The 23,302-nt window shown below is 55.5% G+C and carries 26 protein-coding genes; 15 read left to right on the top strand and 11 right to left on the bottom strand.

Features of this window, described 5'->3' with window-relative positions; translation table 11 throughout:
• Window positions 1–146: 146 nt before the first annotated feature.
• From rpsO to OSB_RS14810, 3 genes are all read right to left on the bottom strand, one after another.
• The gene (rpsO, locus tag OSB_RS14820) at window positions 147–416 is read right to left on the bottom strand and encodes a 30S ribosomal protein S15 (RefSeq protein ID WP_049835715.1); all 270 of its coding nucleotides are present in this window, start codon (window positions 414–416) and stop codon (window positions 147–149) included.
• Window positions 417–578: 162 nt separating this feature from the next.
• Window positions 579–1,469: a calcium-binding protein gene (locus OSB_RS14815; RefSeq protein WP_049835714.1), complete on the bottom strand. Its 891-nt coding sequence runs from the start codon at window positions 1,467–1,469 to the stop codon at window positions 579–581.
• 112 nt (window positions 1,470–1,581) lie between these two features.
• Window positions 1,582–2,094 (bottom strand): DUF1643 domain-containing protein, encoded by a 513-nt coding sequence (locus tag OSB_RS14810; RefSeq protein WP_049835713.1) that lies wholly within the window; start codon window positions 2,092–2,094, stop codon window positions 1,582–1,584.
• A 63-nt stretch (window positions 2,095–2,157) separates the two neighbouring features.
• Between OSB_RS14810 and OSB_RS14805 the strand changes: the two genes are divergently transcribed.
• The gene (locus tag OSB_RS14805) at window positions 2,158–2,526 is read left to right on the top strand and encodes a VOC family protein (RefSeq protein WP_049835712.1); all 369 of its coding nucleotides are present in this window, start codon (window positions 2,158–2,160) and stop codon (window positions 2,524–2,526) included.
• Here the strand turns inward: OSB_RS14805 and truB are convergent.
• The 3 genes from truB to rbfA all read right to left on the bottom strand — a co-directional run bounded on the left by truB (window position 2,523) and on the right by rbfA (window position 4,635).
• On the bottom strand, window positions 2,523–3,425 hold the full coding sequence (gene truB, locus OSB_RS14800; protein ID WP_049835711.1) for a tRNA pseudouridine(55) synthase TruB: 903 nt from the start codon (window positions 3,423–3,425) through the stop codon (window positions 2,523–2,525). The genes OSB_RS14805 and truB overlap by 4 nt on opposite strands.
• 68 nt (window positions 3,426–3,493) lie before the next feature.
• Entirely contained in the window at window positions 3,494–4,219 is a 726-nt protein-coding gene (locus OSB_RS14795; RefSeq protein WP_049835710.1) for a phosphodiester glycosidase family protein, read from the bottom strand.
• Entirely contained in the window at window positions 4,219–4,635 is a 417-nt protein-coding gene (gene rbfA / locus OSB_RS14790; RefSeq protein ID WP_049836201.1) for a 30S ribosome-binding factor RbfA, read from the bottom strand. Before rbfA ends, OSB_RS14795 begins: the two co-directional genes overlap by 1 nt.
• Window positions 4,636–4,704: 69 nt before the next feature.
• Here rbfA and dapB point away from each other — a divergent pair, with 69 nt between their 5' ends.
• Window positions 4,705–5,523, top strand: coding sequence for a 4-hydroxy-tetrahydrodipicolinate reductase (gene dapB / locus OSB_RS14785; RefSeq protein WP_049835709.1), 819 nt, complete (start codon window positions 4,705–4,707; stop codon window positions 5,521–5,523).
• Window positions 5,524–5,547: 24 nt separating this feature from the next.
• Here the strand turns inward: dapB and OSB_RS14780 are convergent, their stop codons facing one another.
• Entirely contained in the window at window positions 5,548–5,724 is a 177-nt protein-coding gene (locus tag OSB_RS14780) for a DUF1674 domain-containing protein (RefSeq protein ID WP_049835708.1), read from the bottom strand.
• Window positions 5,725–5,789: 65 nt separating this feature from the next.
• Here OSB_RS14780 and OSB_RS14775 point away from each other — a divergent pair, with 65 nt between their 5' ends.
• The 11 genes from OSB_RS14775 (at window position 5,790) to OSB_RS14725 (ending at window position 17,451) form a co-directional block, all read left to right on the top strand.
• Entirely contained in the window at window positions 5,790–7,067 is a 1,278-nt protein-coding gene (locus tag OSB_RS14775) for an RsmB/NOP family class I SAM-dependent RNA methyltransferase (protein ID WP_049835707.1), read from the top strand.
• Window positions 7,068–7,106: 39 nt separating this feature from the next.
• A complete protein-coding gene (locus tag OSB_RS14770; protein WP_082166481.1) occupies window positions 7,107–8,876 on the top strand; it encodes a heparinase II/III family protein in 1,770 nt (589 codons plus the stop codon).
• A 19-nt stretch (window positions 8,877–8,895) separates the two neighbouring features.
• Window positions 8,896–10,485 (top strand): bifunctional phosphoribosylaminoimidazolecarboxamide formyltransferase/IMP cyclohydrolase, encoded by a 1,590-nt coding sequence (gene purH, locus OSB_RS14765; RefSeq protein ID WP_049836199.1) that lies wholly within the window; start codon window positions 8,896–8,898, stop codon window positions 10,483–10,485.
• Between the two features lie 24 nt (window positions 10,486–10,509).
• Entirely contained in the window at window positions 10,510–10,992 is a 483-nt protein-coding gene (lspA, locus tag OSB_RS14760; protein WP_049835706.1) for a signal peptidase II, read from the top strand.
• A gap of 50 nt (window positions 10,993–11,042) precedes the next feature.
• A complete protein-coding gene (locus OSB_RS14755) occupies window positions 11,043–11,543 on the top strand; it encodes a DUF3035 domain-containing protein (RefSeq protein ID WP_049835705.1) in 501 nt (166 codons plus the stop codon).
• An 87-nt stretch (window positions 11,544–11,630) separates the two neighbouring features.
• Window positions 11,631–12,956, top strand: coding sequence for a M16 family metallopeptidase (locus OSB_RS14750; RefSeq protein WP_049835704.1), 1,326 nt, complete (start codon window positions 11,631–11,633; stop codon window positions 12,954–12,956).
• Window positions 12,953–14,263 carry a M16 family metallopeptidase gene (locus tag OSB_RS14745; protein ID WP_049835703.1) on the top strand — a complete coding sequence of 437 codons (1,311 nt, stop codon included), beginning with the start codon at window positions 12,953–12,955 and terminating at the stop codon, window positions 14,261–14,263. Before OSB_RS14750 ends, OSB_RS14745 begins: the two co-directional genes overlap by 4 nt.
• 50 nt (window positions 14,264–14,313) lie before the next feature.
• Window positions 14,314–16,143: a DNA mismatch repair endonuclease MutL gene (gene mutL, locus OSB_RS14740; RefSeq protein WP_049835702.1), complete on the top strand. Its 1,830-nt coding sequence runs from the start codon at window positions 14,314–14,316 to the stop codon at window positions 16,141–16,143.
• Window positions 16,144–16,276: 133 nt separating this feature from the next.
• Window positions 16,277–16,606, top strand: coding sequence for a hypothetical protein (locus OSB_RS14735; protein WP_049836198.1), 330 nt, complete (start codon window positions 16,277–16,279; stop codon window positions 16,604–16,606).
• A complete protein-coding gene (locus tag OSB_RS14730; protein WP_234967421.1) occupies window positions 16,587–16,979 on the top strand; it encodes a hypothetical protein in 393 nt (130 codons plus the stop codon). The genes OSB_RS14735 and OSB_RS14730 overlap by 20 nt, the downstream gene beginning before the upstream one ends.
• 157 nt (window positions 16,980–17,136) lie before the next feature.
• Window positions 17,137–17,451: a DUF3775 domain-containing protein gene (locus tag OSB_RS14725; RefSeq protein ID WP_049835700.1), complete on the top strand. Its 315-nt coding sequence runs from the start codon at window positions 17,137–17,139 to the stop codon at window positions 17,449–17,451.
• Window positions 17,452–17,457: 6 nt separating this feature from the next.
• Here OSB_RS14725 and OSB_RS14720 read toward each other — a convergent pair whose 3' ends face one another.
• A complete protein-coding gene (locus OSB_RS14720; protein ID WP_049835699.1) occupies window positions 17,458–18,489 on the bottom strand; it encodes a saccharopine dehydrogenase in 1,032 nt (343 codons plus the stop codon).
• Window positions 18,490–18,505: 16 nt separating this feature from the next.
• Window positions 18,506–19,348, bottom strand: coding sequence for a hypothetical protein (locus tag OSB_RS14715; RefSeq protein WP_049835698.1), 843 nt, complete (start codon window positions 19,346–19,348; stop codon window positions 18,506–18,508).
• Window positions 19,349–19,486: 138 nt separating this feature from the next.
• Between OSB_RS14715 and OSB_RS14710 the strand changes: the two genes are divergently transcribed.
• Window positions 19,487–19,927 carry a hypothetical protein gene (locus OSB_RS14710; protein ID WP_049835697.1) on the top strand — a complete coding sequence of 147 codons (441 nt, stop codon included), beginning with the start codon at window positions 19,487–19,489 and terminating at the stop codon, window positions 19,925–19,927.
• Window positions 19,928–19,978: 51 nt separating this feature from the next.
• The gene (locus tag OSB_RS14705; protein WP_049835696.1) at window positions 19,979–21,673 is read left to right on the top strand and encodes a peptidoglycan-binding domain-containing protein; all 1,695 of its coding nucleotides are present in this window, start codon (window positions 19,979–19,981) and stop codon (window positions 21,671–21,673) included.
• Window positions 21,674–21,737: 64 nt separating this feature from the next.
• Here OSB_RS14705 and OSB_RS14700 read toward each other — a convergent pair whose 3' ends face one another.
• Together OSB_RS14700 and ykgO are read right to left on the bottom strand one after the other, a co-directional pair.
• Entirely contained in the window at window positions 21,738–22,946 is a 1,209-nt protein-coding gene (locus tag OSB_RS14700; protein WP_049835695.1) for a DVUA0089 family protein, read from the bottom strand.
• Between the two features lie 212 nt (window positions 22,947–23,158).
• On the bottom strand, window positions 23,159–23,284 hold the full coding sequence (ykgO, locus tag OSB_RS14695; RefSeq protein WP_005850168.1) for a type B 50S ribosomal protein L36: 126 nt from the start codon (window positions 23,282–23,284) through the stop codon (window positions 23,159–23,161).
• Window positions 23,285–23,302: the final 18 nt, after the last annotated feature.

Raw genomic sequence — 23,302 nt, 5'->3', positions numbered from 1 at the left:
GCTATCCTGCTTGCGGGCAAAACAAAACCGCCCGAGCGAGGCTGGGGCGGTTTCGAATAATTTGGCGAGAACTTGAAACGGGGTGCGCAACGCGTTTTGAAGTAAAACGCTGCCTGCGCACTCCGCCAATTCTGCGAATTGTCGGTTTAACGACGGATGCCGAGACGTTTGATCAGGTCCTGGTAACGGGCCTCATCTTTGCCTTTGGTGTAGTCCAAAAGCTTGCGACGCAGAGCAACCATTTTCAAAAGACCACGACGACCGTGGTTGTCTTTCTTGTGGGTCTTGAAGTGCTCTGTGAGTGTCGTGATGCGGGATGTAAGGATAGCAACCTGTACTTCCGGCGAACCTGTGTCGCCTTCTTTGGTCGCGAATTCTTTCATCAAGCGTGTTTTTTCTTCAGCAGTAATCGACATCGGGGTCTCCTTATCAAAAGGGTGGATGGCACAAGCCGGGATGTCGTCCAGCAGGGCCCGTGGAGGGTGAACACCCCCAGTACATTGGGGATGATTGCGGGCGTATAGGAAGATTCCCCCGTTTAGGCAAAGGAAAAATACAAACGCGTTGGTGAACTGGAATTAAGAAGCGATGAGTTGGACCGTGCCGACATCAAATGATGTCACGCCGAACAGCGAAGCCACCGGAGCGCCATTTGCAAGGAGCACTGTCCCGTTTGACGTGGTTTGCGTGGTTAATTCCGGAGGGGTGCCTTCAAAATTAAGGACCAACACATCCTCGTCGGAGTAGTCCATGATGGAAACGGTGCCACTGTCGACCTCAAAGCGGTCACTGTCTGCGCCGCCTGACATAACATCGCCGTCATTGCCGATCAGCGTGTCGCGCCCTTCACTGCCATTGAGGTAGTCCCTTTCGGCGGTTTCTTCACCAGTGACGCCATCGATCAGATCGTCACCTTCACTGCCTTGAAGGTTATCATTCCCCGCGCCGCCGATCAGCGTGTCATCGCCATATCCGCCAAGAAGCGTGTCGTTTCCTTCACCGCCATCAAGCGCATCGTCGCCGTCACCCGCGATGAGGGAATCATAGCCGGTTCCGCCTGTCATGTCGTCATCGCCAATGTAGCCGAAGACGAGGTCATCGCCGTCGCCACCTGCAACTTCGTCGTCGCCAGCGCCGCCGTGAATATGGTCATCGCCGGCGTCACCGTGCAGCGTGTCATCGCCGCCGCGGCCATCAAGATAGTCACCGCCGTCCTGCCCGTTGGCAATGTCAGCGCCATCGCCACCATAGAATTCGTCGTACCCGTCGGTTGTTTCAGCCGTGATACCGTCATCTGACCCAATGAGGCTATCGTTCGGCGCTGCAAGATCCAACAAATCGGTATCTTGAAGACCATTATCGATATTCTCTTCAGGTTCGGGGGCGTCACCTTGTTCGCCTCCAGTTGGAAGGCTGACAAATGCAGTTCCAGCGAGGGCGACGCCGAGGAGACCTAGGATTGCGAGCATATCAAATGACCTTTTTCAAACGACAAGCACATGGCCTGCATTGATCTGTGGATACACTCAAAGGCTCTCAAAATCCTTAAAACAATAGCTAACTGGTTAACAACGTATTGCGTTAAGGGCGCTGCCAAGGCTCAGGTTGTTGGGTGTAGGCGATATAGAGGGGGTGCTTTGGGTGGCCTGCTTTGGTCAGCCCTAGATGCATCAGATCGGCGCCGGTTTTCTGCAAAAGCACGGCGACTTCGGCACCTCGTGCTAGGTGTTCCCCATGTGCGCCCCACGCGCAAATCGTGACATCAGCCCAAGCCGCGCCTTCGCGGATTGTGTCGTCGTTCGCTTCGCCGATTGGTTCGGCGGCGGCGCGCATGTTGCGTGGGTCTGTATCGCGCCACGCAAAAATGTTGGTCACGCGAAAGCCGCCATGCCCCAACGCGCGCGCACGACGTTCGCAGCGCTCAACGGTTGGATCATTTTGCACTTCGGTTGCGGTGGAAGGGTTGAGCATAACGAAATGCACCTTGCTTCCGGCGTCGTCCCATATCCGCGTCAGGGAATAACGGTAGCGTTCGCAATCAGAATAAATGGCGGTTGAGGGTGCGTCGCCTTTGGTATGTGTGCGTGTGATCATGGGGTGCTTATGCCGACCTTGGCCAATTTGTGCTAGGGTAGGGCCAAATCGAAAGGATACATCATGAAACTCGGCGCATTTTCAATCAGTCTCACGGTCAAAGACCTCAGTAAATCTATGGCGTTCTATGGGGACCTAGGGTTCATCCATTTTGGCGGAACAGTTGAGCATAATTACGCAATAATGAAGAACGGCGAGACGCTGGTTGGGCTGTTTCAGGGTATGTTTGAGCGAAACATGCTGACGTTTAACCCAGGGTGGGACCAGTCAGCGGGCGAAGTGAATCCGTTTGACGATGTGCGTGATATTAAGGCCAAGGTGAAAGCTGCGGGGCATGAGGTGAGCCAAGAAGCCGGAGAAGACACCGGTATCGGGTCATTTGTGGTTATTGATCCGGATGGCAATCCGATCCTGATAGACCAGCATCGTTAACGCACGAAAACCCGCGTTGGGTGAATTTCACCTGCTTTGAAGATGCCGACGGCGATCGCTTGGCCATCATGTTCGGCCCAGCATTCATCGCCATACTCAACATCGCCCATGACAAGCGCGGGGTTGCCGTTGCGCAGTTTGATGATGCTGGATTCTGGGCAATGCACGCGGGGCAATTCATCGAGGCCTACTTCAAGCGGGAGGATTAAGTGATCGAGCGCTTCGGTTTTGGCATTCTCGTCCAGCTGTTCAAGCGTGACGCCGTCTTTGGCGTCAAACGGGCCGGACCAGACTCGGCGCAGCTCGCGCACGTGGCCGTGACAGCCTAGTGCTTCGCCCAAGTCACGTGCGATTGAGCGAACGTAGCCGCCCTTGCCGCAGGTCATTTCTAGGGTGACGTGGTCCTGATCTGGGCGGTCGATAAGCAGCAGTTCTTCAACCCAAAGGGGACGGGCATCGATTTCGAAGTCTTCACCGTCACGTGCACGTTTATAGGCGCGTTGACCGTCGATTTTAACGGCGGAGAACAACGGTGGGACTTGCATGATGTCGCCAACGAACTGCCCGAGCTGTGCTTTGATTTCATCGTCGGTTGGGCGCTTGTCACTTTCGTCAGTGACTTCGCCCTCTGCATCGTCGGTGTTGGTTTTCTGACCAAGGCGCACGGTGAAGGTATAGGCCTTTAGCGCGTCCGTGATGTAGGGGACTGTCTTGGTCGCTTCGCCCAAAGCCACGGCCAAAACACCGGTTGCTTCGGGATCGAGCGTGCCGGCATGGCCAGCCTTTTTTGCATCAAGCGCCCATTTCACTTTGTTCACGACAGATGTCGAGGTGATTCCCGCAGGTTTATCCACCACAAGCCACCCGTGCAGGTCGCGGCCTTTGCGTTTACGTGCCATGTGAAGAACTCCGGAAATCAGGTCAAGCGGGCGGGGTAGTCTGCCCAACCCGTGGCGTCAAGCAGTGGCTATTGCGGCGCGAGCACACCTACGATTGGGCCAAGCTGCCAGCCAAAATCGGACCGGTTGTTCGACGGGGAATATAGGCGGCTTACTTTACCATCGAAGTATAGTGCGTTGTCCGCGTTGATGACATCGCGAAACAGGGTGGCAAAGTTGTGAAAATTTACGGGTTCGTTCGAGATCGCGAACACAGAGAGTGAACCGTCTTCAAACGTTCCAACACCATTGCGGATGAATTTCGACGTGCCGTTTGGAATGAAGCGAGGATGCAGTGCGCCATCAATCACCAACATGGGGCCGGACTGGGTCGCGTACTCACAGGTCGGAGTTTGGGTGACATAGTCGTTCGTTTCAAAAACGTGCAGACCATCACCAATGCAGAAAACACCATTTGGGAGGAGGCCGAAATTACCGGGGCCATCCGAGGTGATAACGCGCATTTCCTCGATGCTATCTTCGACATAGTGGCCAACGGGCGCGCGGTCAGCGTGGTACATGCCGGCATTCATTGCGAACAGTAACGGACGGCTTTCGTTCTCTTCGACGGCGGAAAAGCTGCCCAACACTGCGCCCTGATCATCACGCAAGAACAGCTGCATATCGCTGCCAGCCGGTATTTCACATAGCGTATAGGATGCACCAAGGTGGCTTACGTCATCACAGACCACCTCGAGGTGGTCTTCGGCGGCCGCAGGAGAGGCCAGCAGCGCGAGAGCGGCCAGCCAACGCATTACGCGTCCTCGTCAGAATCAGGTGCTGCGACGTCTTTGGCGACGCGGTCTTCTGCGAACATGGCGCGGGTGGCGTCCATGCGGTCGTACATATCGTCGATACGGAACCGCAGGTCCGGCGTGACCTTGAGCTTTACGTCTTTGGAAATGAGGTGCCTAAGCTCACCCTTATTTCGCGCGAGTGCCGCAATCGCGAGGTCTGCATCCTTGCCACCAAGGGGCAGAACGAAACAGGTCGCGATCGAAAGATCGGGGGTCATGCGCACTTCGCCTACGGTAATAGACATGCGTTGCAGGTCGGGGTCATGGACCTCACCGCGCTGCAAAAGCTGCGACATTGTTCGACGGATCAATTCGCCAACGCGCAATTGCCGCGTTGATGGACCGTCCTTGCCTTGAAAACTGTTCTTTGCCATGCAGCCCATGTAAGGGGTGTGGGGCGGCTTGCCAAGCATGCCAACGCCAATGTGACGGAAGGATACAACATGACGGATTTGCCAGGGATTGTGGTGACAGGTGGATCTGGCCGTATGGGTCAGATGTTGATCAATGCTGTTCAGGCGTCCGAGGCGTGTAAATTGGTTGGTGTGTTGGAACGCACAGGCCATGATTGGGTCGGTCAGGATGTAGGTGTTGCGATGGGCGGTGTGGCGTTGGGCGTTACCGTGAGTGATGATCCGGTTGAAACATTTGCCAAAGCCCAAGCAATTATTGATTTTACAGCACCGGCAGCGACGATTGGGTTCGCAGAATTGGCAGCGCAGGCGCACGCTGTGCATGTTATTGGCACGACGGGGCTGACGGACGAGGATATTAAAAAGCTAGACGCCGCTGCGCATCACGCGGTGATTGTGCGGGCAGGGAATATGTCGCTGGGCGTTAACCTGTTGGTGCAACTGACCAAAAAGGTTGCTGCAGCGCTTGATGAAGATTTCGATATCGAGGTTATTGAAGCGCACCACCACCATAAGGTCGACGCACCGTCAGGTACGGCTTTGATGTTGGGTGAAGCTGCCGCCGAAGGGCGCGGTGTATCGCTAAGTGACGTGAGCGATTCTGGTCGCGACGGAATCACAGGTGCACGCACGCGTGGCGACATTGGGTTCAGCGCCATTCGTGGTGGCGACATTGTTGGTGAACATGATGTGCTGTTTGCAGCCGCTGGGGAGCGTATCAAGCTGACCCATATTGCCACGGACCGCGCGATTTTTGCCCGTGGCGCACTGAAAGCCGCGATTTGGGGTCAAGACAAGAAGCCAGGCAGCTACGATATGCTTGATGTTCTGGGGTTGTCTGAGGGCTGATTACCGGAACCGTTGATTGGTAAGTTAAAAGTCGACTGCGATACCCTTTTTCTCCCAATCGCCAAAACGCACGGGCTCTGGCCCGTCGCGGCCCCCGAGCTCTGCTGGCAGGTCAGCGGATTTGTCGTTTTTGCGACGTTCATCGGCTTCTGCCAGTGCGCGTTTGGCGGCATCGGGCAGGTCTTTGTGCGGATCACTCATGTCGGCTCCTTGCGGTGGTTGTATGTGTGATATACCCCGCAGCGATCAATAGCCAAGGATAACAGATGTCGCAGCAACAGGGCCTCGGGCCACGCAGGGCCGCACTTTACATGCTCGATCAGGTCACCGGAGAGGGGAAATTGCTTCCCGAGGTGATCGGTGAGGGGGCGTTACAGCACCTGTCGCCAGAAGATCGCGCCCGCGCCCAGCGCCTAGCGACAGAGACATTGCGCGGTTTGGCGCGTGCGGACCGGATGCTTGCGCGGTTCTTGCAGAAAACTCCGCCGTTGCAGGTGCGCAACGTGCTGCGTCTTTGCACGGTTGAGCTTGCGGGTGGTGAAGCGGCGCATGGCGTTGTGAACGCTGGTGTCGAAATGGTCGCACGCAACAAGCGTACGTCTTCCATGAAGGGGCTGGTGAATGCGGTTTTGCGCAAGGTTGCCTCTGAAGGGCCAGAAGGTTGGGCCAAGCTCGCACTTCCACGCATGCCCGGTTGGTTGCGCAAGCCACTTAAAGACGCGTACGGCCCTGAGGTTATCGCCGCGATCGAAGCGGTTCAGTTTGCCGGTGCGCCGCTTGATATTACGGTTAAGGGCGATGTGAAGGCCGCAAATGACGTATTGAAGGGCGAGATTTTGCCGACTGGGTCGATCCGGTTGAAGGATGCAGGTCAAGTGTCCGCCTTGCCCGGATTTGAGGCGGGTGATTGGTGGGTTCAAGATGCTGCCGCCGCGATTCCAGTGCTGGTGCTTGACCCGCAAAAGGGAGAAAAAATCCTCGACCTATGTGCTGCACCGGGTGGGAAGACCATGCAACTGGCCGCTGCTGGCGCTGATGTGACTGCTGTGGACGCATCCGAGGGGCGTATGATCCGTGTTGGTGAAAACTTGAAACGCACAGGGCTAAGCGCAAAGACCGTTAAGTCGGATGCATTTGCATTCACCGAAGACGGGTTTGATGCGATTTTGTTGGATGCACCGTGTTCAGCGACTGGCACGATCCGCCGTCACCCTGATTTGCCCTATGCCAAAGATGGGTCTGAGTTTGGGATGCTGATTGATCAGCAAGCGCGGATGATCGACCACGCGCTTAGCTTGCTTAAACCGGGTGGGCGTTTGGTGTTTTGCACCTGTTCGCTGTTGCCGGATGAGGGCGAAGTTCAGGTTGAAGAAGCGCTGGAACGCCACGCTGGTCTGAAAGTTGAAGCCGCCGCGCTTGAGCGCAGTGGTATTGATGCCGCATGGCGCACAGAGGATGGTGGACTGCGCTTGCGGCCTGATTATTGGGCCGAGCAAGGCGGGATGGACGGGTTTTACATCGCGCAATTGCGAAAGCCCCAGTGACTTAGAGCGCGACCCAACGTATAAGGCCATAACGCAAAGATGCTGAATAGCACGGGCGAGAGGCAAGACGACGTGGTCGACACAACTGACACCTATTCAAGACGCGTGCGTCTTATGAACCGGCTGCATGCGCGCCGTGCAGCGCGTTCGCGCCCCGCAACTGGGTTTAAGTCCAACCCTGAACCAAAGATGATTGGCCATTTTGCGCGGGGCCGTCAGTTGCTTGCTGGCAATTTCCTGTTCTCTGGCCATCTGATCGAAGCTCCATCAATGAGCATTTGGGAAGCCGCAGAACGGGTTGATACGTCAACGAATTCTGCCCACGGATTTGAATGGCTTGATGATCTGGCGGCCGTGGGGGACGTGAAAGCACGTCAACTTGCGCAAAGCTGGTTGGTTGACTGGATTGCCCGGTACGGCCACGGACGCGGGGCAGGGTGGACGCCTGACATTACGGGGCGTCGCCTGATCCGCTGGATCGCACATGGATTTTTCTTGCTGCGTGGCGCTGATAAGGAAACATCGGAAGCGTATTTTCGATCCGCTGCGCAGCAGGCGATCTTTCTTTCGCGTCGCTGGCATGTCGCGCGCGCTGGGCTGCCAAGGTTTGAGGCCCTCGCGGGTATGATTTATGCGGGTCTGTCGCTGCAAGGTATGGAAGATCGTGTAGAGCCTGCGGTTTCAGTCTTGATGCGCGATTGCAAAAGCCAGATCGGACCTGATGGTGGCATTCCATCACGTAACCCCGAAGAGTTGCTGCAAATTCTAACTCTATTTACTTGGGTTGATTCCGCTTTGCGCGATGCCGAGCGTGAGGTTCCTCAATCGTTAAGCGCCGCTATGGCACGGATTGCACCTGCACTGCGTGCGATGCGTCATTCTGATGGTGGGTTGGCACGTTTTCATGGTGGCGGGCGCGGGCTGGATGGCTGGCTTGATCAGGCGTTGGCGTCTGTTGGTACGTTGGAACAACCGGACAACGGGTTGCACATGGGCTATGGGCGTATGCACGCAGGGCGCACCAGCTTGATTGCTGATGTTGCCGCACCGCCGAGCGGTGCAGCTGATGCAGAGGCCCATGCATCAACCCTCGCGTTTGAGCTTACATCGGGACGGCGTCCGTTAATTGTGAATTGCGGATCAGGAAGCAGCTTTGGTCCCGAATGGCGTCGCGCTGGACGCGCCACGCCGAGTCATTCAACGCTTTCGATTGAGGGCGTTTCCTCGTCACGGATTGTGGTTGGTAAAGACGGTGTTGAACGTTTGAGCGTTGGCCCCAAAGATGTTCAATCCGAAATATCGGCCCTCACGGATGGTAGTCGCCTTGCCATGGCCCACGATGGTTACCGCGCATCACACGGTCTGACCCATGTGCGCACGCTGGACCTTAGCCAAGACGGGCGCGCACTGGCTGGTGAAGACCTGTTAACGATTCTCGATAAGGTTGATGAGCCGAAGTTTGACCGCGCGTTGGACGGTGAAAAGCTGCAAGGCATCCCATGGTCTGTGCGGTTCCATCTGCATCCAGAGGTCGATGCAGAGATTGATTTAGGCGGCGCGGCGATCTCGTTGACGCAGAAATCGGGTGAAATCTGGGTGTTTCGCCATGATGGAGCCGGTGAATTGCACCTTGAACCGTCAGTTTATCTAGAAAATGGGCGTTTGCGCCCGCGTGCGACGCAACAGGTGGTTTTATCCGGACGCGCAATGACATATGCGACCCGCATCCGCTGGTCCTTGTCCAAAGCGCAAGACACGCCAACTGCGTTGCGCGACGTACGAGAGACCGGTTCGGAACTGGATGATTGATTTGCCTGAGGGGGCCCACATGACTGACCTTCACCCTATTTCCCGTGCTTTGCTGTCTGTTTCTGACAAGACTGGACTAATTGAACTGGGAAAGGCGCTCGCGGCGCGCGGTGTTGAGCTGCTCTCGACAGGTGGTAGCGCCAAGACGCTGCGTGATGCGGGCCTTGAGGTTCGCGATGTGGCGGATGTGACAGGTTTCCCTGAGATGATGGACGGGCGTGTTAAGACGTTGCACCCCGGTGTGCATGGCGGCCTTTTGGCGCTGCGTGACAACGATGAACACGTCGCAGCGATGGAAGAGCACAACATTGACGCGATCGATCTGTTGGTTGTGAACCTGTACCCGTTTGAAGCGGCTTTGGCGCGCGGTGCTGAGTACGACGAAATGATCGAAAACATCGACATTGGTGGCCCTGCGATGATCCGCGCGGCGGCGAAGAACCATTCCTTCGTGAACGTGGTTGTTGATGTTGAAGATTACGACGCACTGCTGGCTGAGCTGGACGCCAACGACGGCGCGACGTCATTCGCGTTCCGCCAGACGTTGGCACAAACCGCATATGCACGCACGGGGGCGTATGATGCGGCTGTCAGCACATGGATGGCTGGTGCCATTGGAAACGCTGCACCACGCCGCAAGGCTGTTGCGGGCACATTGGCGCAAACATTGCGCTACGGTGAAAACCCACATCAAGCGGCGGCGTTTTACACTGATGGTTCTAACCGCGCAGGCGTTGCCACAGCGACCCAGCATCAGGGTAAAGAACTGTCTTATAACAACATCAACGACACCGATGCCGCGTTCGAGCTGGTTAGCGAGTTTAGCGCCGAAGATGGCCCCGCGGTTGCGATCATCAAACACGCGAACCCGTGCGGCGTGGCAAAGGGTGCAACACTGGCCGAAGCCTACAAATCGGCGTTTGAGTGCGATCAGACGTCTGCGTTTGGTGGTATCATCGCGTTGAATGGTGAACTGGATGCGGAAACCGCTGAGGCGATCACTGGCATTTTCACTGAAGTTGTCATCGCGCCGTCCGTAACGGATGAAGCCAAAGCGATGTTCGCAGCGAAGAAAAACTTGCGCTTGCTGACGACTGGCGGGTTGGCCGATCCGATGGCAGTCGCTGAAACCATTCGCCAAGTGTCCGGTGGGTATCTGATGCAGAACAAAGACAATGGACACATTACAGCGGCTGACCTGAAGGTCGTGACCAAGGTAGCACCGACGGATGAACAGCTTGCTGATCTGTTGTTTGCTTGGAAAGTAGCCAAGCACGTGAAATCCAACGCGATTGTTTACGTGAAAGATGGTGCAACTGTGGGTGTTGGCGCTGGGCAAATGTCGCGTGTTGATTCAGCACTGATTGCTGCGACCAAAGCGCAACGTATGGCGGATGCACTTGGTTTGCCGGAAAGCCTCGCCAAAGGTGCGGCTGTCGCGTCAGACGCGTTCTTCCCATTCGCAGACGGTTTGCTTGAAGCTGCTGCGGCTGGTGCGTCTTGCGTGATCCAACCTGGTGGGTCTATGAGAGATGACGAAGTGATTGCGGCCGCCGATGAGGCCGGTCTTGCGATGGTCTTTACGGGTATGCGCCATTTTCGGCACTAACAATTCGTTGAAAGGGCCACGTTGATGCGGCTTACATTTTGGACAGGCTTTTGGATCTTCTTACTGGATCAAGCGACGAAATATGTCGTGCTTTATCTGGTGAACCTTCCGGCACAACCAAACCAAACTTATGACGTTTTCGCGCCGTTCCTGACTTTGCGTATGGCGTGGAACCGTGGCGTGAACTTCGGCCTGTTTGCTGATTTTGACATGCGTTGGGTTCTGATTGGGGTGGCATTGGCCATTTCGGCCTTCGTGATCTGGTGGATCCGCCGTGAAAAGAACATCGGGCGGTGGGCTTATATCAGTGCGGGTTTGTTAGTCGGCGGTGCGCTGGGCAACGTTGTGGATCGCGTTATTCATGGCGCAGTCGCGGATTTCATCAACATGTCTTGCTGCGGAATTAACAACCCTTATGCGTTCAATATCGCGGATATTTCCATCTTTGCTGGCGCAATTGGCCTTGTGCTGTTCACCGATGGCGGCAACAAAAAGAAGACTGCGTGACGTGCCGCTAGGTTTACGCTAAAACGCCTTAAGGAAGACGTGAGGGTAGAATGAAACTGATTTTATGTTTCGGAATGATTGCGATGCTTTCCGCCTGCGCGGGCGGTGATCGTGGCTTGCGTGACCTGCGTTCAAATGGCGGTGGCCCGGATGAATTCCGCGTGTTGCCAATGCAACCGCTGACTTTGCCGACTGACATCACGAACCTTCCAACGCCCACACCTGGTGGTGCTAACCTGACAGACCCGCGCCCGAACGCTGATGCTGTCGCTGTTCTTGGCGGTAATCCTAATGCGCTGACCCCGAACGGTATTCCGGCGGGTGATGGTGCGTTGGTTACTGCGGCTGGCCGCAATGGTGTTGACCCTGCAATTCGCCAGACGCTTGCGACTGAGGATGCGGCACTCCGCAATCGTCAGACCCGTTTCGGGTTCTTCCGTGGCCGTGATCGTTATTTCGGGGCCTATTCGCGCCAAGCGCTTGATGCTTACGCAGAACTTCAGCGGTTCCGTGATGCGGGTATTGCGACACCGACTGCGCCACCACAATAACTAACATCTACCTCACAACCGCGTATGGCCTCTTGAAGCTCGCCCTGTGAGGCGTAGGTTCTTTCTAGACATTTGCGGAGTAATTTGATGCGCCTATTAGCTGCGGCCCTTGCCGTGTTTGCCACGACGACCCTCGCCGAAGAGGTCACAACCTATCAGCTCGATAATGGAATGGACGTTGTGGTCATCGAAGATCACCGTGCGCCGGTTGTCGTTCATATGCTGTGGTATCGCGCGGGGTCCGCGGATGAACCTGTTGGCAGCTCTGGTGTGGCGCATTACCTCGAACATCTACTGTTCAAGGCGACAGACACAGTTGAATCAGGTGAGTTCCAGCGCATCGTCGCGGAGAACGGTGGCTCGGATAACGCGTTCACTAGCTATGATTACACGGGATATTTCCAGCGCGTAGCGGCGGACCGCTTGCCGCTGATGATGCAATATGAAGCTGACCGCATGAACAATCTGGTGCTGACCGAAGAAGATATCGTGACTGAGCGTGGCGTTATTTTGGAAGAACGCAACCAACGCACCGAAAATTCCCCCGGTGCGCTGGCGCGTGAACAGATGCGGGCAGCGCAGTTTTTGAACCATCGATACGGCGTGCCAATCATCGGATGGAAACACGAGATGGAAATGCTCGATATGGAGGATGCACTGGCGTTCTACGATATCTATTATTCGCCCAATAACGCGATCCTAGTCGTTGCGGGTGACGTGCAGCCAGACGAGGTTTTGGCGTTGGCCCAAGAACACTATGGCCCGCTTCCGATTGAACCGAATTTGCCGGAACGCTTCCGCACGCAGGAACCACCGCAAACCGCAGAGCGCCGTCTAATATTTGAAGACCCGCGGGTCGCGCAGTCTTATATCAGCCGCACCTATATTGCGCCCGAGCGGGATGAGGGTGCGCAGGAGGAAGCCGCCGCGCTGACCTATTTGGCGGAACTTCTGGGTGGGTCGCCGTTTACGTCAGCGCTTGGGATTGCATTGCAGTTTGATACGAACACGGCTGTTTATTCGGGGGCATTTTATGACGGGCTAAACCTTGATGATGGTACGTTCGGCCTTACTGTGGTCCCCGCAGAAGGCGTGACCTTACAAGACGCCGAGAACGCAATGGATGCAGCGGTCGCTGCGTTCCTTGAAGACGGCATCGATCCAGTTCGTATGGAAGCCCTGCGTACCCAGTTGAAGGCGGGTGAAATCTACGCCCGTGATAATGTTGGTGGGTTGGCACGCCGCTACGGTGCCGCGTTGACGTCCGGCCTTACGGTTGAGGACGTGCAAGCATGGCCCGACATTTTACAGGCGGTCACGGCAGAAGACGTGCTTGCAGCCGCCGAACGCGTTTTAGATCGCGACCAATCCGTTACAGGCTGGGTTGTTCCAAGCCGGGAGATTCTTCAATGATCCGCTATATATTTGCAGTATTCCTGACGCTTTCCGCTGCCAGCGCCCACGCGCAAATGGAAATCCAAGAGGTGACGTCACCCGGTGGTATCGATGCATGGCTGGTACAGGAAGAATCGATTCCGTTTGTCGCGCTTGAGATAATAATTGATGGCGGTGCTTCGTTGGACATGCCCGGTAAACGGGGTGCCACGAACCTGATGATGGCGCTACTGGAAGAAGGGTCAGGTGACCTATCCGCGCGTGAGTTCCAAGCAACGCTTGAAGGCATTGCAGCGTCATTCGGGTTTCGTGCCCATGACGATTCAATCGCGATAACCGCGACATTCCTGACTGAAAACCGTGGTGAAGCCATGGCTTTGCTGCGCGATGCGTTGTCCGACCCGAGCTTTGATGAAGATTCAATTGAACGCGTGCGTGCGCAGGTGCAATCCATCCTTCGTTCAGACGCGCAAGATCCTGACAGCATCGCAAGCGCCGCGTTTGATGCCGCTGCGTTTGGCGATCATCCTTATGGGTCTTCGATTGATGGCACGGCCGAAACCGTCGCGTCATTGACGCAAGCTGACCTGTTCGAAGCGCACCGCAATGCGCTGGTTAAGTCCCGCATTTATGTGGGTGCCGCTGGTGATATTTCTGCTGAGGAGCTTGGCGCGTTGATGGACGACTTGCTGGGTGATTTGCCAGTGGACGGCCCTGAACTGCCGTCGCGTGTGGAATTTGGTTTGGACGGTGGCCTGACAGTCGTGCCATTCGACACGCCGCAGTCGGTCGCTTTGTTTGGCCACGCCGGTATTGAACGTGACGACGACGACTTTTTCGCGGCATATTTGTTGAACGAAGTACTTGGTGGGCGCGGTGTTGAAAGCCGCCTTATGCACGAAGTGCGTGAAAAACGCGGGCTGACCTATGGGATTTCAACGTTCCTTGTCCCCAAAACCAGTAGCGAGATCTACCTTGGTTCCGTTGCTTCTGCGAACGCGACGATGGCAGAAGTCGTCGATGTGGTGCGCGCGGAATGGGCACTGATGGCGAGTGAAGGCGTAAGTGCGGAAGAGTTGGAACAGGCGAAAACCTATCTGACGGGTGCCTATCCGTTGCGGTTTGATGGCAATGCCGAAATCGCAGGGATTCTTGCTGGGATGCAGTGGACGGATCTAACGCCGGAATACATCGTGAATCGCAATGATTTTGTGAACGCGGTTACGCTGGATGACGTGAACCGTGTCGCGGCGGAGCTGTTGAACCCTGATGGTTTGCACTTCGTTGTTGTTGGTCAGCCTGACGGTTTGGAAAGCAGCGATTAACTATCAATAACCCTGTCAGAATCGGCCGGTGACATGCTATCCATAGCGTTATGTCATCACCTGACCCCAACATAGGCGCTCAACGCCCCGTTATTCGACAGCTTGATGATGCTGCGATCAACCGTATTGCTGCGGGTGAGGTTGTTGAACGCCCTGCTTCTGCTGTGAAAGAGCTCGTGGAAAACGCGCTTGATGCGAAGGCCACGCGGGTTGAAATTTCCATTGCCGATGGCGGCAAAACCCTGATCCGCGTGACGGACAATGGCGTGGGAATGACGGCGGATGATCTGCCGCTCGCGCTGTCGCGTCATGCAACGTCAAAGATCGACGGAACTGATCTGCTTAACATTCACAGTTTCGGATTTCGTGGCGAGGCGTTGCCGTCTTTAGGGGCCGTTGGCCGTCTGACGATCCGCAGCCGCACGGCCGATGGCGAGGGCGCTGAAATTTCAGTTTCCGGTGGTGAACATGATGCTGTTCGCCCTGCTGCCCTCACGACAGGGACTGTCGTTGAGTTGCGCGATTTGTTTTATGCGACGCCTGCGCGTCTAAAGTTCCTGCGCACTGATCGCGCTGAGATGCAGGCGATCAATGATGTAATAAAACGTCTTGCGATGGCGGAGCCGTTTGTGACCTTTATTCTAACGGATGTGTCTCAAGGGAAATCCCGCGTGACGTTTCGCGCAGATGCAGAAACAGGGGACATGTTTGAGGGGCTTCATGCCCGTTTGCGCAGTGTCTTGGGTAAGGATTTTGCCGACAATGCCCTGCCGATTGATGTGATCCGCGAGGATGTGCATCTAACGGGTTACGCGGCGCTGCCGACCTATTCGCGCGGCTCTGCAGTGCAGCAGTTTTTGTACGTGAATGGCCGCCCTGTGCGCGACAAGGTTCTGATCGGGGCATTGCGCGGGGCTTATATGGATACGCTCAGCCGTGACCGTCACCCAGCCGCATGCCTGTTCATTGACCTTGATCCGACGCGTGTTGATGTGAACGTGCATCCTGCGAAATCCGAGGTGCGGTTTCGTGACCCCGGTGTTGTGCGCAGCCTTATTGTTAGCGGGCTGCGGGCTGCCTTGGCCGATGCAGGTCATCGCGCGTCAACGACAGTCGCCAACGAAACCCTGAGCGCATTGCAGCCCGAGCAAACCGAAGGGCGTGTCTATCAGATGGATCGCCAGCATCGGGGGAATGGACCTGCGTACCGTGCGCCCGAAACCACAATGGGCTTTGCGGAAATGACGCCAGATATGTCTGGCCGTGTTGATGTGGTCGACGATGAACCACGCGCCGAGGAGCGCCCCCTTGGGGCGGCGCGCGCGCAAGTGCATGAGAATTACATCATCGCGCAAACCGAAAACGGGATTGTCATTGTTGATGGACATGCCGCCCATGAACGTCTTGTTTACGAAAAGCTGAAATCCCAGATGGCCGAGAACGGCGTCGCCGCGCAGGCGCTTTTGATTCCAGAGATCATTGAGATGTCGGATGGGGATGCAGCGCAACTTTTGTCGGTGGCGGATGATTTGACGCGTTTCGGACTGACGATCGAAGCGTTTGGCGGTGGCGCAATTGCCGTGCGTGAGACTCCCGCGATTTTAGGTGAGGTCAACGCAGAGGCGATGCTGCGCGATATTCTGGATGAGTTGAGCGACCAAGGGTCCAGCACATTGGTGCAGGAAAAGCTTGAAGCAATTCTGAGCCGCGTCGCCTGTCATGGGTCTATTCGCACGGGTCGCGTTATGCGTGGCGAAGAAATGAACGCATTGCTGCGAGAGATGGAAACGACGCCAAGGTCAGGTCAATGCAACCACGGGCGCCCGACCTATGTTGAACTTAAGTTGACCGATATTGAGCGGCTGTTCGGGCGTACATAAAACCACAAGGCGAAATGCCTATTGAGACAATGCAACGTGAGCGGTACGTTGCCTGCAACTGGGGGACTTTAATATGCGGACTCTATTGGCAACTCTCTGCCCTTTGGCTCTTACAGCTTGCATGAGCGTTGATATGTCAGCGGTACGTACCGCCGTAGAAAACGTGAACCTTCTTGATGAAACCCGCCGCGACATTGATGTCGCCTACCGTGATCTGCCGTTTGATACAGGTCGCGTTTATGTCGTCGCGAATGAGCATGGCGATTTGCACACCTATTCGCTGACGCCATGCCGGAACGGCACGCATATTTGTGGTGGCACAGGACGCGTTGGTCATGTTGAACGTACACTAGACTATTTTGTTGTGACGGGCGCATATCGCGACCGCACGTTTTATTTGTCGCCCGGTGGCGATGGTTATTTGACTTGGCGAGGAGTGAATCGTGATCTTGCGTGGAATTAAACAAACGGCGCTAATGGCGTTGATGGGGACAATGTTGTCCGGTTGTCTGGCGGAATTGCCAGGCGGTGAAACTGGGCCTTTTGCGCCTGGTAATACCCTGACGTTCTACTACCAATCGGTTCTGACTGACCCGCCTGAGCAAGCGGTGATCGTATCGTGCGGCAACGACTTTATTGCGAAGTCCTGCATTCGCCTTTCCAACGGCGCGACTTTTGATTTGGTATCAACTGAAACGGGCGTTTCTTACGGAAACGAAGAATTGCAGATGGTTTTGCAATTGGATCCAGGTGACGTTCCGTCGGGTTTGGGCCAAGTGAACAACCTGACAACAGGTGAAGCAACTGGAATGCGCTGGGTTTCCCTGCCGTCATAAGTTCGCGCAACTATATTTATTGAAAGGCGCTCGCAGGTAACTGCGGGTGCCTTTTGCGTTCGTGAACCCGTAACGGGCCAATGACCGCTTTGTTCTAGATCAACGTAGGTAGCGTATGAAGCTGCCAAGTTAGACCTAGCAATAAGGAGGACCAACAATGAGAATTAACGCTGATAAGGTCGCCGAGGTCATAATCCTAGCGCGTGATATGGCCCGAAACCGTGGCCAGTTTGAAAGCTTCATTACTGGCCTGCGGGATGAGGAAAAGGCCAGCCTCGTTGCGATCATGTGGATTGGGCGGGATAGCTTTGATGCGTCCGAGTGGGACGAAGCGTTCGAAACCGCATTAGATGAAGCGACGACGCCAACACAAGATTATCTGCGCGGATCGCCACATTTGGCAGACCATCTGGAAAATGGACTAGATGCGTTGGGCGTCTCTGCGTCTTCCGAGGAGGACGAACTTTACTAGCGCGGCTTAAAGGTGGCTTCGGAATGTGTCTTTTGCGCGCCCCCAAACACCTGTGTCGAGTTGATCTAGCACCAACAAATGCGGCAACAACTGGCGTGCAAAGTCGTCTGTGCTTTCAGCAGGCAACAAGGACGGCAAGTTATCAATTGCCATGACGTCCAGCGGCGGTGCTTCGTGTGCACGCAGTGTGGGCGTGTCCCATGTGGTTGTTTGGCCGTAGACCTTGATTGGTGAAAACGCGCTTTCTGGGTCGCAGGCAATGTCACCTATCACCGAAAGTTTGCGCGCCGCAGCGCCCGCATCGGCCTGCACGAAAACTGGTGCGCCTTCGTGGGCGAGAATGCAGTTCAACAATATATCGTGTTGCAAAACTTCTGGGAACGGCCCGCCGTGCGCCGTTTCTGCCATGTCCCAACCAGTCGGGGCTATGCCAACAGCCTTGCACAAATCCGTTGCACCGCTTCCAACGCGTCCCAATGCGCCGATGATCAGTGCGGTTGGTGCCTTGTCGATGGTGTTGCGCACTTGGGTCGCCATTGTTTCTGCTGAAGCGAATGCATCGACCGCCTGCAGAACCTCGTCGCGTTGTTGGTGCCCCCACGCCATAACGGAAAGCGCTGCACCCGCGTAACCTGCCCAGTATCCGAATGCAGCCACGCGGCGGCCCGTTTCATCCACCAGATATTCCAGATCAAGCAACGTACCGCCACCATCTTTAAAACGGTCTAACAGAACACGACCTGATGCTTGGCCTTTGTAGGCATGGCCGAACATGATGTGACGGTGGCGCAACGGTGTGCCGTCCTCGGGGAGTTCTTTTAGCCCAAGGATGATCGCCTCACGCGGCGCGTCGACCCATGAACCCGCAGGAACGATCTCACATCCAGCTGCGCGGTAGTCGTCCGTCGCGATGCAACGTTCAGCGGCGTCTTCAACGATCACGCGCCAGCCTTTCGCCACCAGTTGTGCAGCACCTTTAGGCACCATCGGCGCGCGGGCCTCGTTTTCGCGGGGTTCGCTTCGCATCCAGATCAGCATGGCGTCGCTCCTTCGATTAATGTGTCGCCCTGTAGTCTGCCTGAAGTTCTTGCAAACGTTCAATGGCCTCGGCGCGTGTATTGCGAATATTCGGCCGCTCGGTCTTTGCCTCTAGGCGCATACGTTTGTCGGCTTCGGTTTCCGAGCCAACGGCGTAACGCACGGACCCCATGGAATAGGTATTGTTGAAACCTTCCGAGCGCATCGAAAACTGCACCCAAGCGGGCGATTGAATGCGCGTGCCTTCATAGTTGAACACGATCCACCATTTTAGACGCGTGGCGCGAATGGCTTCTTCGGTCCAGTTGTGGACATCGTTGACGTCGCGCGAGTGTTCAAAGCTCATTCCGCTGAGGTCGATTTCTAGGATGTTTGCGTTGTGGTCAAAGTGCAGCCTGCGCAAGAACTCGGCCTGATGGAAATTCGGGTGATGCGCAGTATGGGTGCGCCGTTTGGAAGGCAGGGACTTTAGGAAGTCCATTGCCTCTTCACGCGATCCAAACAAAGACGGATTCTCACGATCAGTCCCTTTGTCGCGCGCGATTTGTTTTAGCGTTGCTTCGTCCGCGTCATAACGCACGGTTTTCATGGAATGGGCTTCGTTTAAATCCTGCCCACGGCGGGTAAAGGCAAACCACGCATCGCCATCAATGCGGTAGCCTTCGGTGTTTACCATCAAAAACCACTGTGCTTCGCCGGTTTCGTTAATGTGGTTTTCGATGCAGTCATAAAACGCGTTCACATCTGTGGTAGTGTGAAAATAGAGACCGGTGAAAACGATCTCGATGACTTGCGGTCCTTCATGGGTGATGAAGCGGTGTGATAGCGCTTCTGCGGTAAAGTCGGCGGAAAAACTCATATTCGGAACCAATAGCTTGCGTGTCGGGTTGGGATGGCGAAACTGGGTATAAGTAAGCCATTCATGACTGGCATAATTGCATTATACAGCAAAAAATGATGCGACTGTAATGTGGCAGATTGAACCTGAAGGATGGACATGGCGCTTCTTGGCGAGAAACTGACAGGCCCTAAATTTGCGGCGATTGTCTTGGCGGTTTATGCGATCTGTTATGCGGCACTGATGTTGATTGCGGGGGCGTCCGCGGTTTCTGAACCATCGATCGCGTTGATCATGTTCGGGCTGTTGGCGCTTGCTGCGACACCCTTCATCGCATTGACCCACCTTAACCGTATCACAGACGGGGAGGACCACCCGCCAGCTCGACCGATCGTCATGGCAATCGTGATGGCAGCACCTGCGGTCTTCTGGCTTTATTGGGGAATTGGTTCGCTTGCATCGATTCACGGTTTTCAAGCCGGTGACGTTTTGGTGTCTTTTTTGGCTGTGCTTATGCCTGGCCTTCTGGCGCTTTGGCTGTCTGTCACCTTTGCAATACTTGCCGTGCGAGCGCGCACTAACACCATCGATATTGAATAGCAGCACGTTAATCCCTTCATATGTGTTAGCTTTAATTTGAAAGGACATTCCATGTTCCAAACTTCTGTACGCCGCCTTTTACTGACGACGGTCCTTGCGTTGCCGATATCCGCCGTGGCGCAGGACGCTGCACTTATCCTTGGCAATGAACGTTATGAACAGTTGGATCGGGTGAACCGTGCTGATGATTTGTTGGGCGCGACGGACCGTCTTGAGGCGCTCGGGTTTGATGTGGCCAGCCGTGCCAACGGGCGCGTTGATGCAGTCAAAGATCTTGCGGCGGCGTTTCAGGTTCAAGCCGACGGCGCGGATCGTTTGGTTGTCGCATTGTCAGGACATTTCGTGACCGATGGAACGCGCACTTGGCTGCTGACGGCCGAAGCGATCGAACCTGAATTGTTTACCATTGATGGGACCGCGCTGTCGTTGGATAGCGTGTTGCGCATTCTTGCAGCCCGCCCTGGCAAAGCGGTGTTGCTAATGGGCGCGGCGGACCCGGATGATCTTGATATGGATGATAGCGGGCTTATGGCTGGCGTTGGCGACATGGATATCCCGCAGGGGGTGACAGTTTTACAGACAACCCCGTCGATTGCAGCGTCCACGATGTCGGGTGTCCTTACAGAACCAGAGGCTACAATTGGCCAGCAAATCGCCGCTAATTCGTCGATCATCTCTCGTGGCTATTTACCAAGGGATTGGGTGTTGATGCCGGGCGAGGTCGTAGTTGATACACCGACGCCAACCCCAAGTGGTCCAAGCGAGGTGGACTTGAACGCAGAGGCTGCGCTTTGGGATCGCACGACTTCCGAGGACAGTGTTCAAGCCTATCGTGCCTATGTTGCACGTTATCCTGAAGGGCGGTTTACAAATGACGCCGAAGCCCAGATCGAGGCGATTTTGGCTGAGCCGAACCGAGCGGCCCGATTGAGCGAGGAAGCCCTGAACCTAACACGTGCCGCGCGCCGTGAAGTTCAATCAAACCTTACCTTGTTGAACTACAATACCCGCGGCGTGGACGGCATTTTTGGTTCCGGTTCGCGTGGCGCGATATTGAACTGGCAGCAATCCAATGGCTTCCCTCAATCGTCTTATTTGACGCGTGATCAGATTGACCTTTTGGATGCTCAGGCGTCACGTCGTCAGGCGGAAATCGATGCTGAAGAAGCGCGTGCAGTCGCGCAAGCAGAAGCACGGGATCGTAGCTATTGGACGGAAACAGGTGGTGTCGGGGATGAAGCGGGCTATCGCGCTTATCTTGCGCGTTTTCCTGAAGGGCTGTTCTCGGGTATCGCCAAGGCACGGATAGAGGAAATCGAAGACCGCCGACGCACCGCAGCTGAAGCGCAGGATCGCGCAGCGTGGTCCATTGCTGACAGCATCGACAGCGTTGCTGGGTATCAAGAATACCTTGCCGCATACCCGTCAGGGGTATTTGCAGATCAAGCGAACGCGCGGATAGCCGAGATGAATGAACCACAGGTTTCTGACACCCAAATCGCACGGGCGCAGGCGGAGGAAAACAACCTGCGTTTGTCTGGTGTACGCGCGCAATTGCTTGAGCTTCGTTTGCGGGACATGGGTCTTAATCCGGGTCGCTTGGACGGTGTGATTGACGAGAACACGCGCAGGGCAATCTCCGCCTACCAAGACGCGCAAGGGTTAACAGCGACGGGGTATGTCGATCAGGCAACGGCTGTTGGGTTGATGACGGGTTCCATTAGCATCACAGTCCCTGGTCGCTAATATCAAAGAAAAACCCCGCCCCAACACGTGGTTGGGACGGGGTTGGACTTAGGGTTCGTTGAACTTACGGACGCGCAGGAACGTAGCGTTCGAACACCATGCGGATGAAGCCTTGTGTTTGGTTGTCCAGTTGACGGACCGCGACCAGATAGGTTCCCGGCTGGACGCGCACAGTTAGAAGTGAGTCCAAGGATCCGCCGTTGTCATCATTGTAGCCAACCTGACGGCCAAGATCATCGTACATCGCCAGAACGGGGTCGCCATTGCCTTGGGCGATTGCCTCAACCAAGACCAATCCACCGTCAAACACATCAAATGAATACCATGTGGCGTTGCCGCCCACATTTACGTCTTCGCGCAGGCGTGTCTGCAATTCGCCCAGCGCTTTGATTGGATGGCTGCCATCCAATGGTGGGCTGGCGTCGCCACTGTCGTAAAGGTTCTGCAGAACTTCTTGTGCGTCGTATTCCTTTGCGGTCACCGTGATCGGCACATTCTCGTCGCCGTAAAGGTTCACCGCGATGCAGTATTCGCCAGCCGGAAGCGGCTCAGCCATATCAATGCGGCTGTTGAGGCCATCGAAGTCGTCGTTTTCAGCCAGCCAGTTACCTGATGGATCAAACAAAGTCAGAATTGGGTCAGCGTCAGGATTCTCGGCTGTGAAAGAAACCGAAGTTGGCGCATCCAAGCGCAACGAATACACGTTTTGTGAGGACCAAGTATTTGCAACAGGTTCACCCAGTGTGATTGGCTGTGCCACACTCAAGTTGCATTCTCCGGTGACGCTGTTGTCTTGTTGCTGGACGAATCCTGCGGTTAGCGCCTCTTGGTCCATGCGGGATGCACGAACAAATCCAGTAATCGGCGATCCGTCAAAGCTGCGCATTGACGCACAATAGGTTCCGGGTGCGAGGAAAGTTTCGGCGCGGCTGGCGGCGTCTCCACCGCTGTCATCATCCGAGGCAACGATTTCGCCAGTCGCATTGCGAACGTCCAGAACCGTATCACCGCCCCCACGTCCTTGGGCTTCGATGCGGTAGTCGCCATCTTGGGATACTGTGAACAGGCCGACATATTCGTTTTGCATCAGCACGAGCGCCATTTGTTCAATGTAGGCGGGTGTGGTTGAGATGTCAGAAGACGCTTCATCACCGCCGAGCCATTGGCCGTTCTCGCCAACACCGCCGCAAAGGTTGGCGTCTTGGGCCAGCGCGGGCACTGCTGCCAGCGCGAACACGCTGGTCGCGAGTGCAGTTGAAATTGGTCGGATCATATCGAATACCTCATTGCTAATATTTTGCCGTAGCGTAAGCGGCCAATCGGCAGGTGGCTAGGGGGCAGATCAGCATCGGTAAGAAAGGTCAGGGAAACCTGACCCAAAGGTAAGTGCGAAACATAGGAAAGCGCACATAGGCGTATCCCAAAGAAAAAGCCGCGTCCCAGTTTCCTGGTCGCGGCTTCATCAAACTAGGTGTCGTAGGTGACTTAACCCTGGCGTGCTTTAAAGCGACGCTGAGTTTTGTTGATCACGTAGACGCGGCCTTTACGACGCACAACGCGGCAATCGCGGTGGCGGTTTTTCAGCGACCGGAGGGAGTTGCGAACTTTCATTGTTCTATCCTTTGTCTC

It is taken from the genome of Octadecabacter temperatus (assembly GCF_001187845.1).
Taxonomy (GTDB): domain Bacteria; phylum Pseudomonadota; class Alphaproteobacteria; order Rhodobacterales; family Rhodobacteraceae; genus Octadecabacter; species Octadecabacter temperatus.
Note: the sequence above shows the minus strand (reverse complement) of the source record. Positions and strands in the feature narration are given on the sequence as shown.

Coding starts and splice junctions, on each gene's coding strand:
- rpsO (WP_049835715.1), bottom strand. CDS start 416: ATGTCGATTACTGCTGAAGAAAAAACACGCTTGATGAAAGAATTCGCG.
- OSB_RS14815 (WP_049835714.1), bottom strand. CDS start 1,469: ATGCTCGCAATCCTAGGTCTCCTCGGCGTCGCCCTCGCTGGAACTGCA.
- OSB_RS14810 (WP_049835713.1), bottom strand. CDS start 2,094: ATGATCACACGCACACATACCAAAGGCGACGCACCCTCAACCGCCATT.
- OSB_RS14805 (WP_049835712.1), top strand. CDS start 2,158: ATGAAACTCGGCGCATTTTCAATCAGTCTCACGGTCAAAGACCTCAGT.
- truB (WP_049835711.1), bottom strand. CDS start 3,425: ATGGCACGTAAACGCAAAGGCCGCGACCTGCACGGGTGGCTTGTGGTG.
- OSB_RS14795 (WP_049835710.1), bottom strand. CDS start 4,219: ATGCGTTGGCTGGCCGCTCTCGCGCTGCTGGCCTCTCCTGCGGCCGCC.
- rbfA (WP_049836201.1), bottom strand. CDS start 4,635: ATGGCAAAGAACAGTTTTCAAGGCAAGGACGGTCCATCAACGCGGCAA.
- dapB (WP_049835709.1), top strand. CDS start 4,705: ATGACGGATTTGCCAGGGATTGTGGTGACAGGTGGATCTGGCCGTATG.
- OSB_RS14780 (WP_049835708.1), bottom strand. CDS start 5,724: ATGAGTGATCCGCACAAAGACCTGCCCGATGCCGCCAAACGCGCACTG.
- OSB_RS14775 (WP_049835707.1), top strand. CDS start 5,790: ATGTCGCAGCAACAGGGCCTCGGGCCACGCAGGGCCGCACTTTACATG.
- OSB_RS14770 (WP_082166481.1), top strand. CDS start 7,107: ATGCTGAATAGCACGGGCGAGAGGCAAGACGACGTGGTCGACACAACT.
- purH (WP_049836199.1), top strand. CDS start 8,896: ATGACTGACCTTCACCCTATTTCCCGTGCTTTGCTGTCTGTTTCTGAC.
- lspA (WP_049835706.1), top strand. CDS start 10,510: ATGCGGCTTACATTTTGGACAGGCTTTTGGATCTTCTTACTGGATCAA.
- OSB_RS14755 (WP_049835705.1), top strand. CDS start 11,043: ATGAAACTGATTTTATGTTTCGGAATGATTGCGATGCTTTCCGCCTGC.
- OSB_RS14750 (WP_049835704.1), top strand. CDS start 11,631: ATGCGCCTATTAGCTGCGGCCCTTGCCGTGTTTGCCACGACGACCCTC.
- OSB_RS14745 (WP_049835703.1), top strand. CDS start 12,953: ATGATCCGCTATATATTTGCAGTATTCCTGACGCTTTCCGCTGCCAGC.
- mutL (WP_049835702.1), top strand. CDS start 14,314: ATGTCATCACCTGACCCCAACATAGGCGCTCAACGCCCCGTTATTCGA.
- OSB_RS14735 (WP_049836198.1), top strand. CDS start 16,277: ATGTCAGCGGTACGTACCGCCGTAGAAAACGTGAACCTTCTTGATGAA.
- OSB_RS14725 (WP_049835700.1), top strand. CDS start 17,137: ATGAGAATTAACGCTGATAAGGTCGCCGAGGTCATAATCCTAGCGCGT.
- OSB_RS14720 (WP_049835699.1), bottom strand. CDS start 18,489: ATGCTGATCTGGATGCGAAGCGAACCCCGCGAAAACGAGGCCCGCGCG.
- OSB_RS14715 (WP_049835698.1), bottom strand. CDS start 19,348: ATGAGTTTTTCCGCCGACTTTACCGCAGAAGCGCTATCACACCGCTTC.
- OSB_RS14710 (WP_049835697.1), top strand. CDS start 19,487: ATGGCGCTTCTTGGCGAGAAACTGACAGGCCCTAAATTTGCGGCGATT.
- OSB_RS14705 (WP_049835696.1), top strand. CDS start 19,979: ATGTTCCAAACTTCTGTACGCCGCCTTTTACTGACGACGGTCCTTGCG.
- OSB_RS14700 (WP_049835695.1), bottom strand. CDS start 22,946: ATGATCCGACCAATTTCAACTGCACTCGCGACCAGCGTGTTCGCGCTG.
- ykgO (WP_005850168.1), bottom strand. CDS start 23,284: ATGAAAGTTCGCAACTCCCTCCGGTCGCTGAAAAACCGCCACCGCGAT.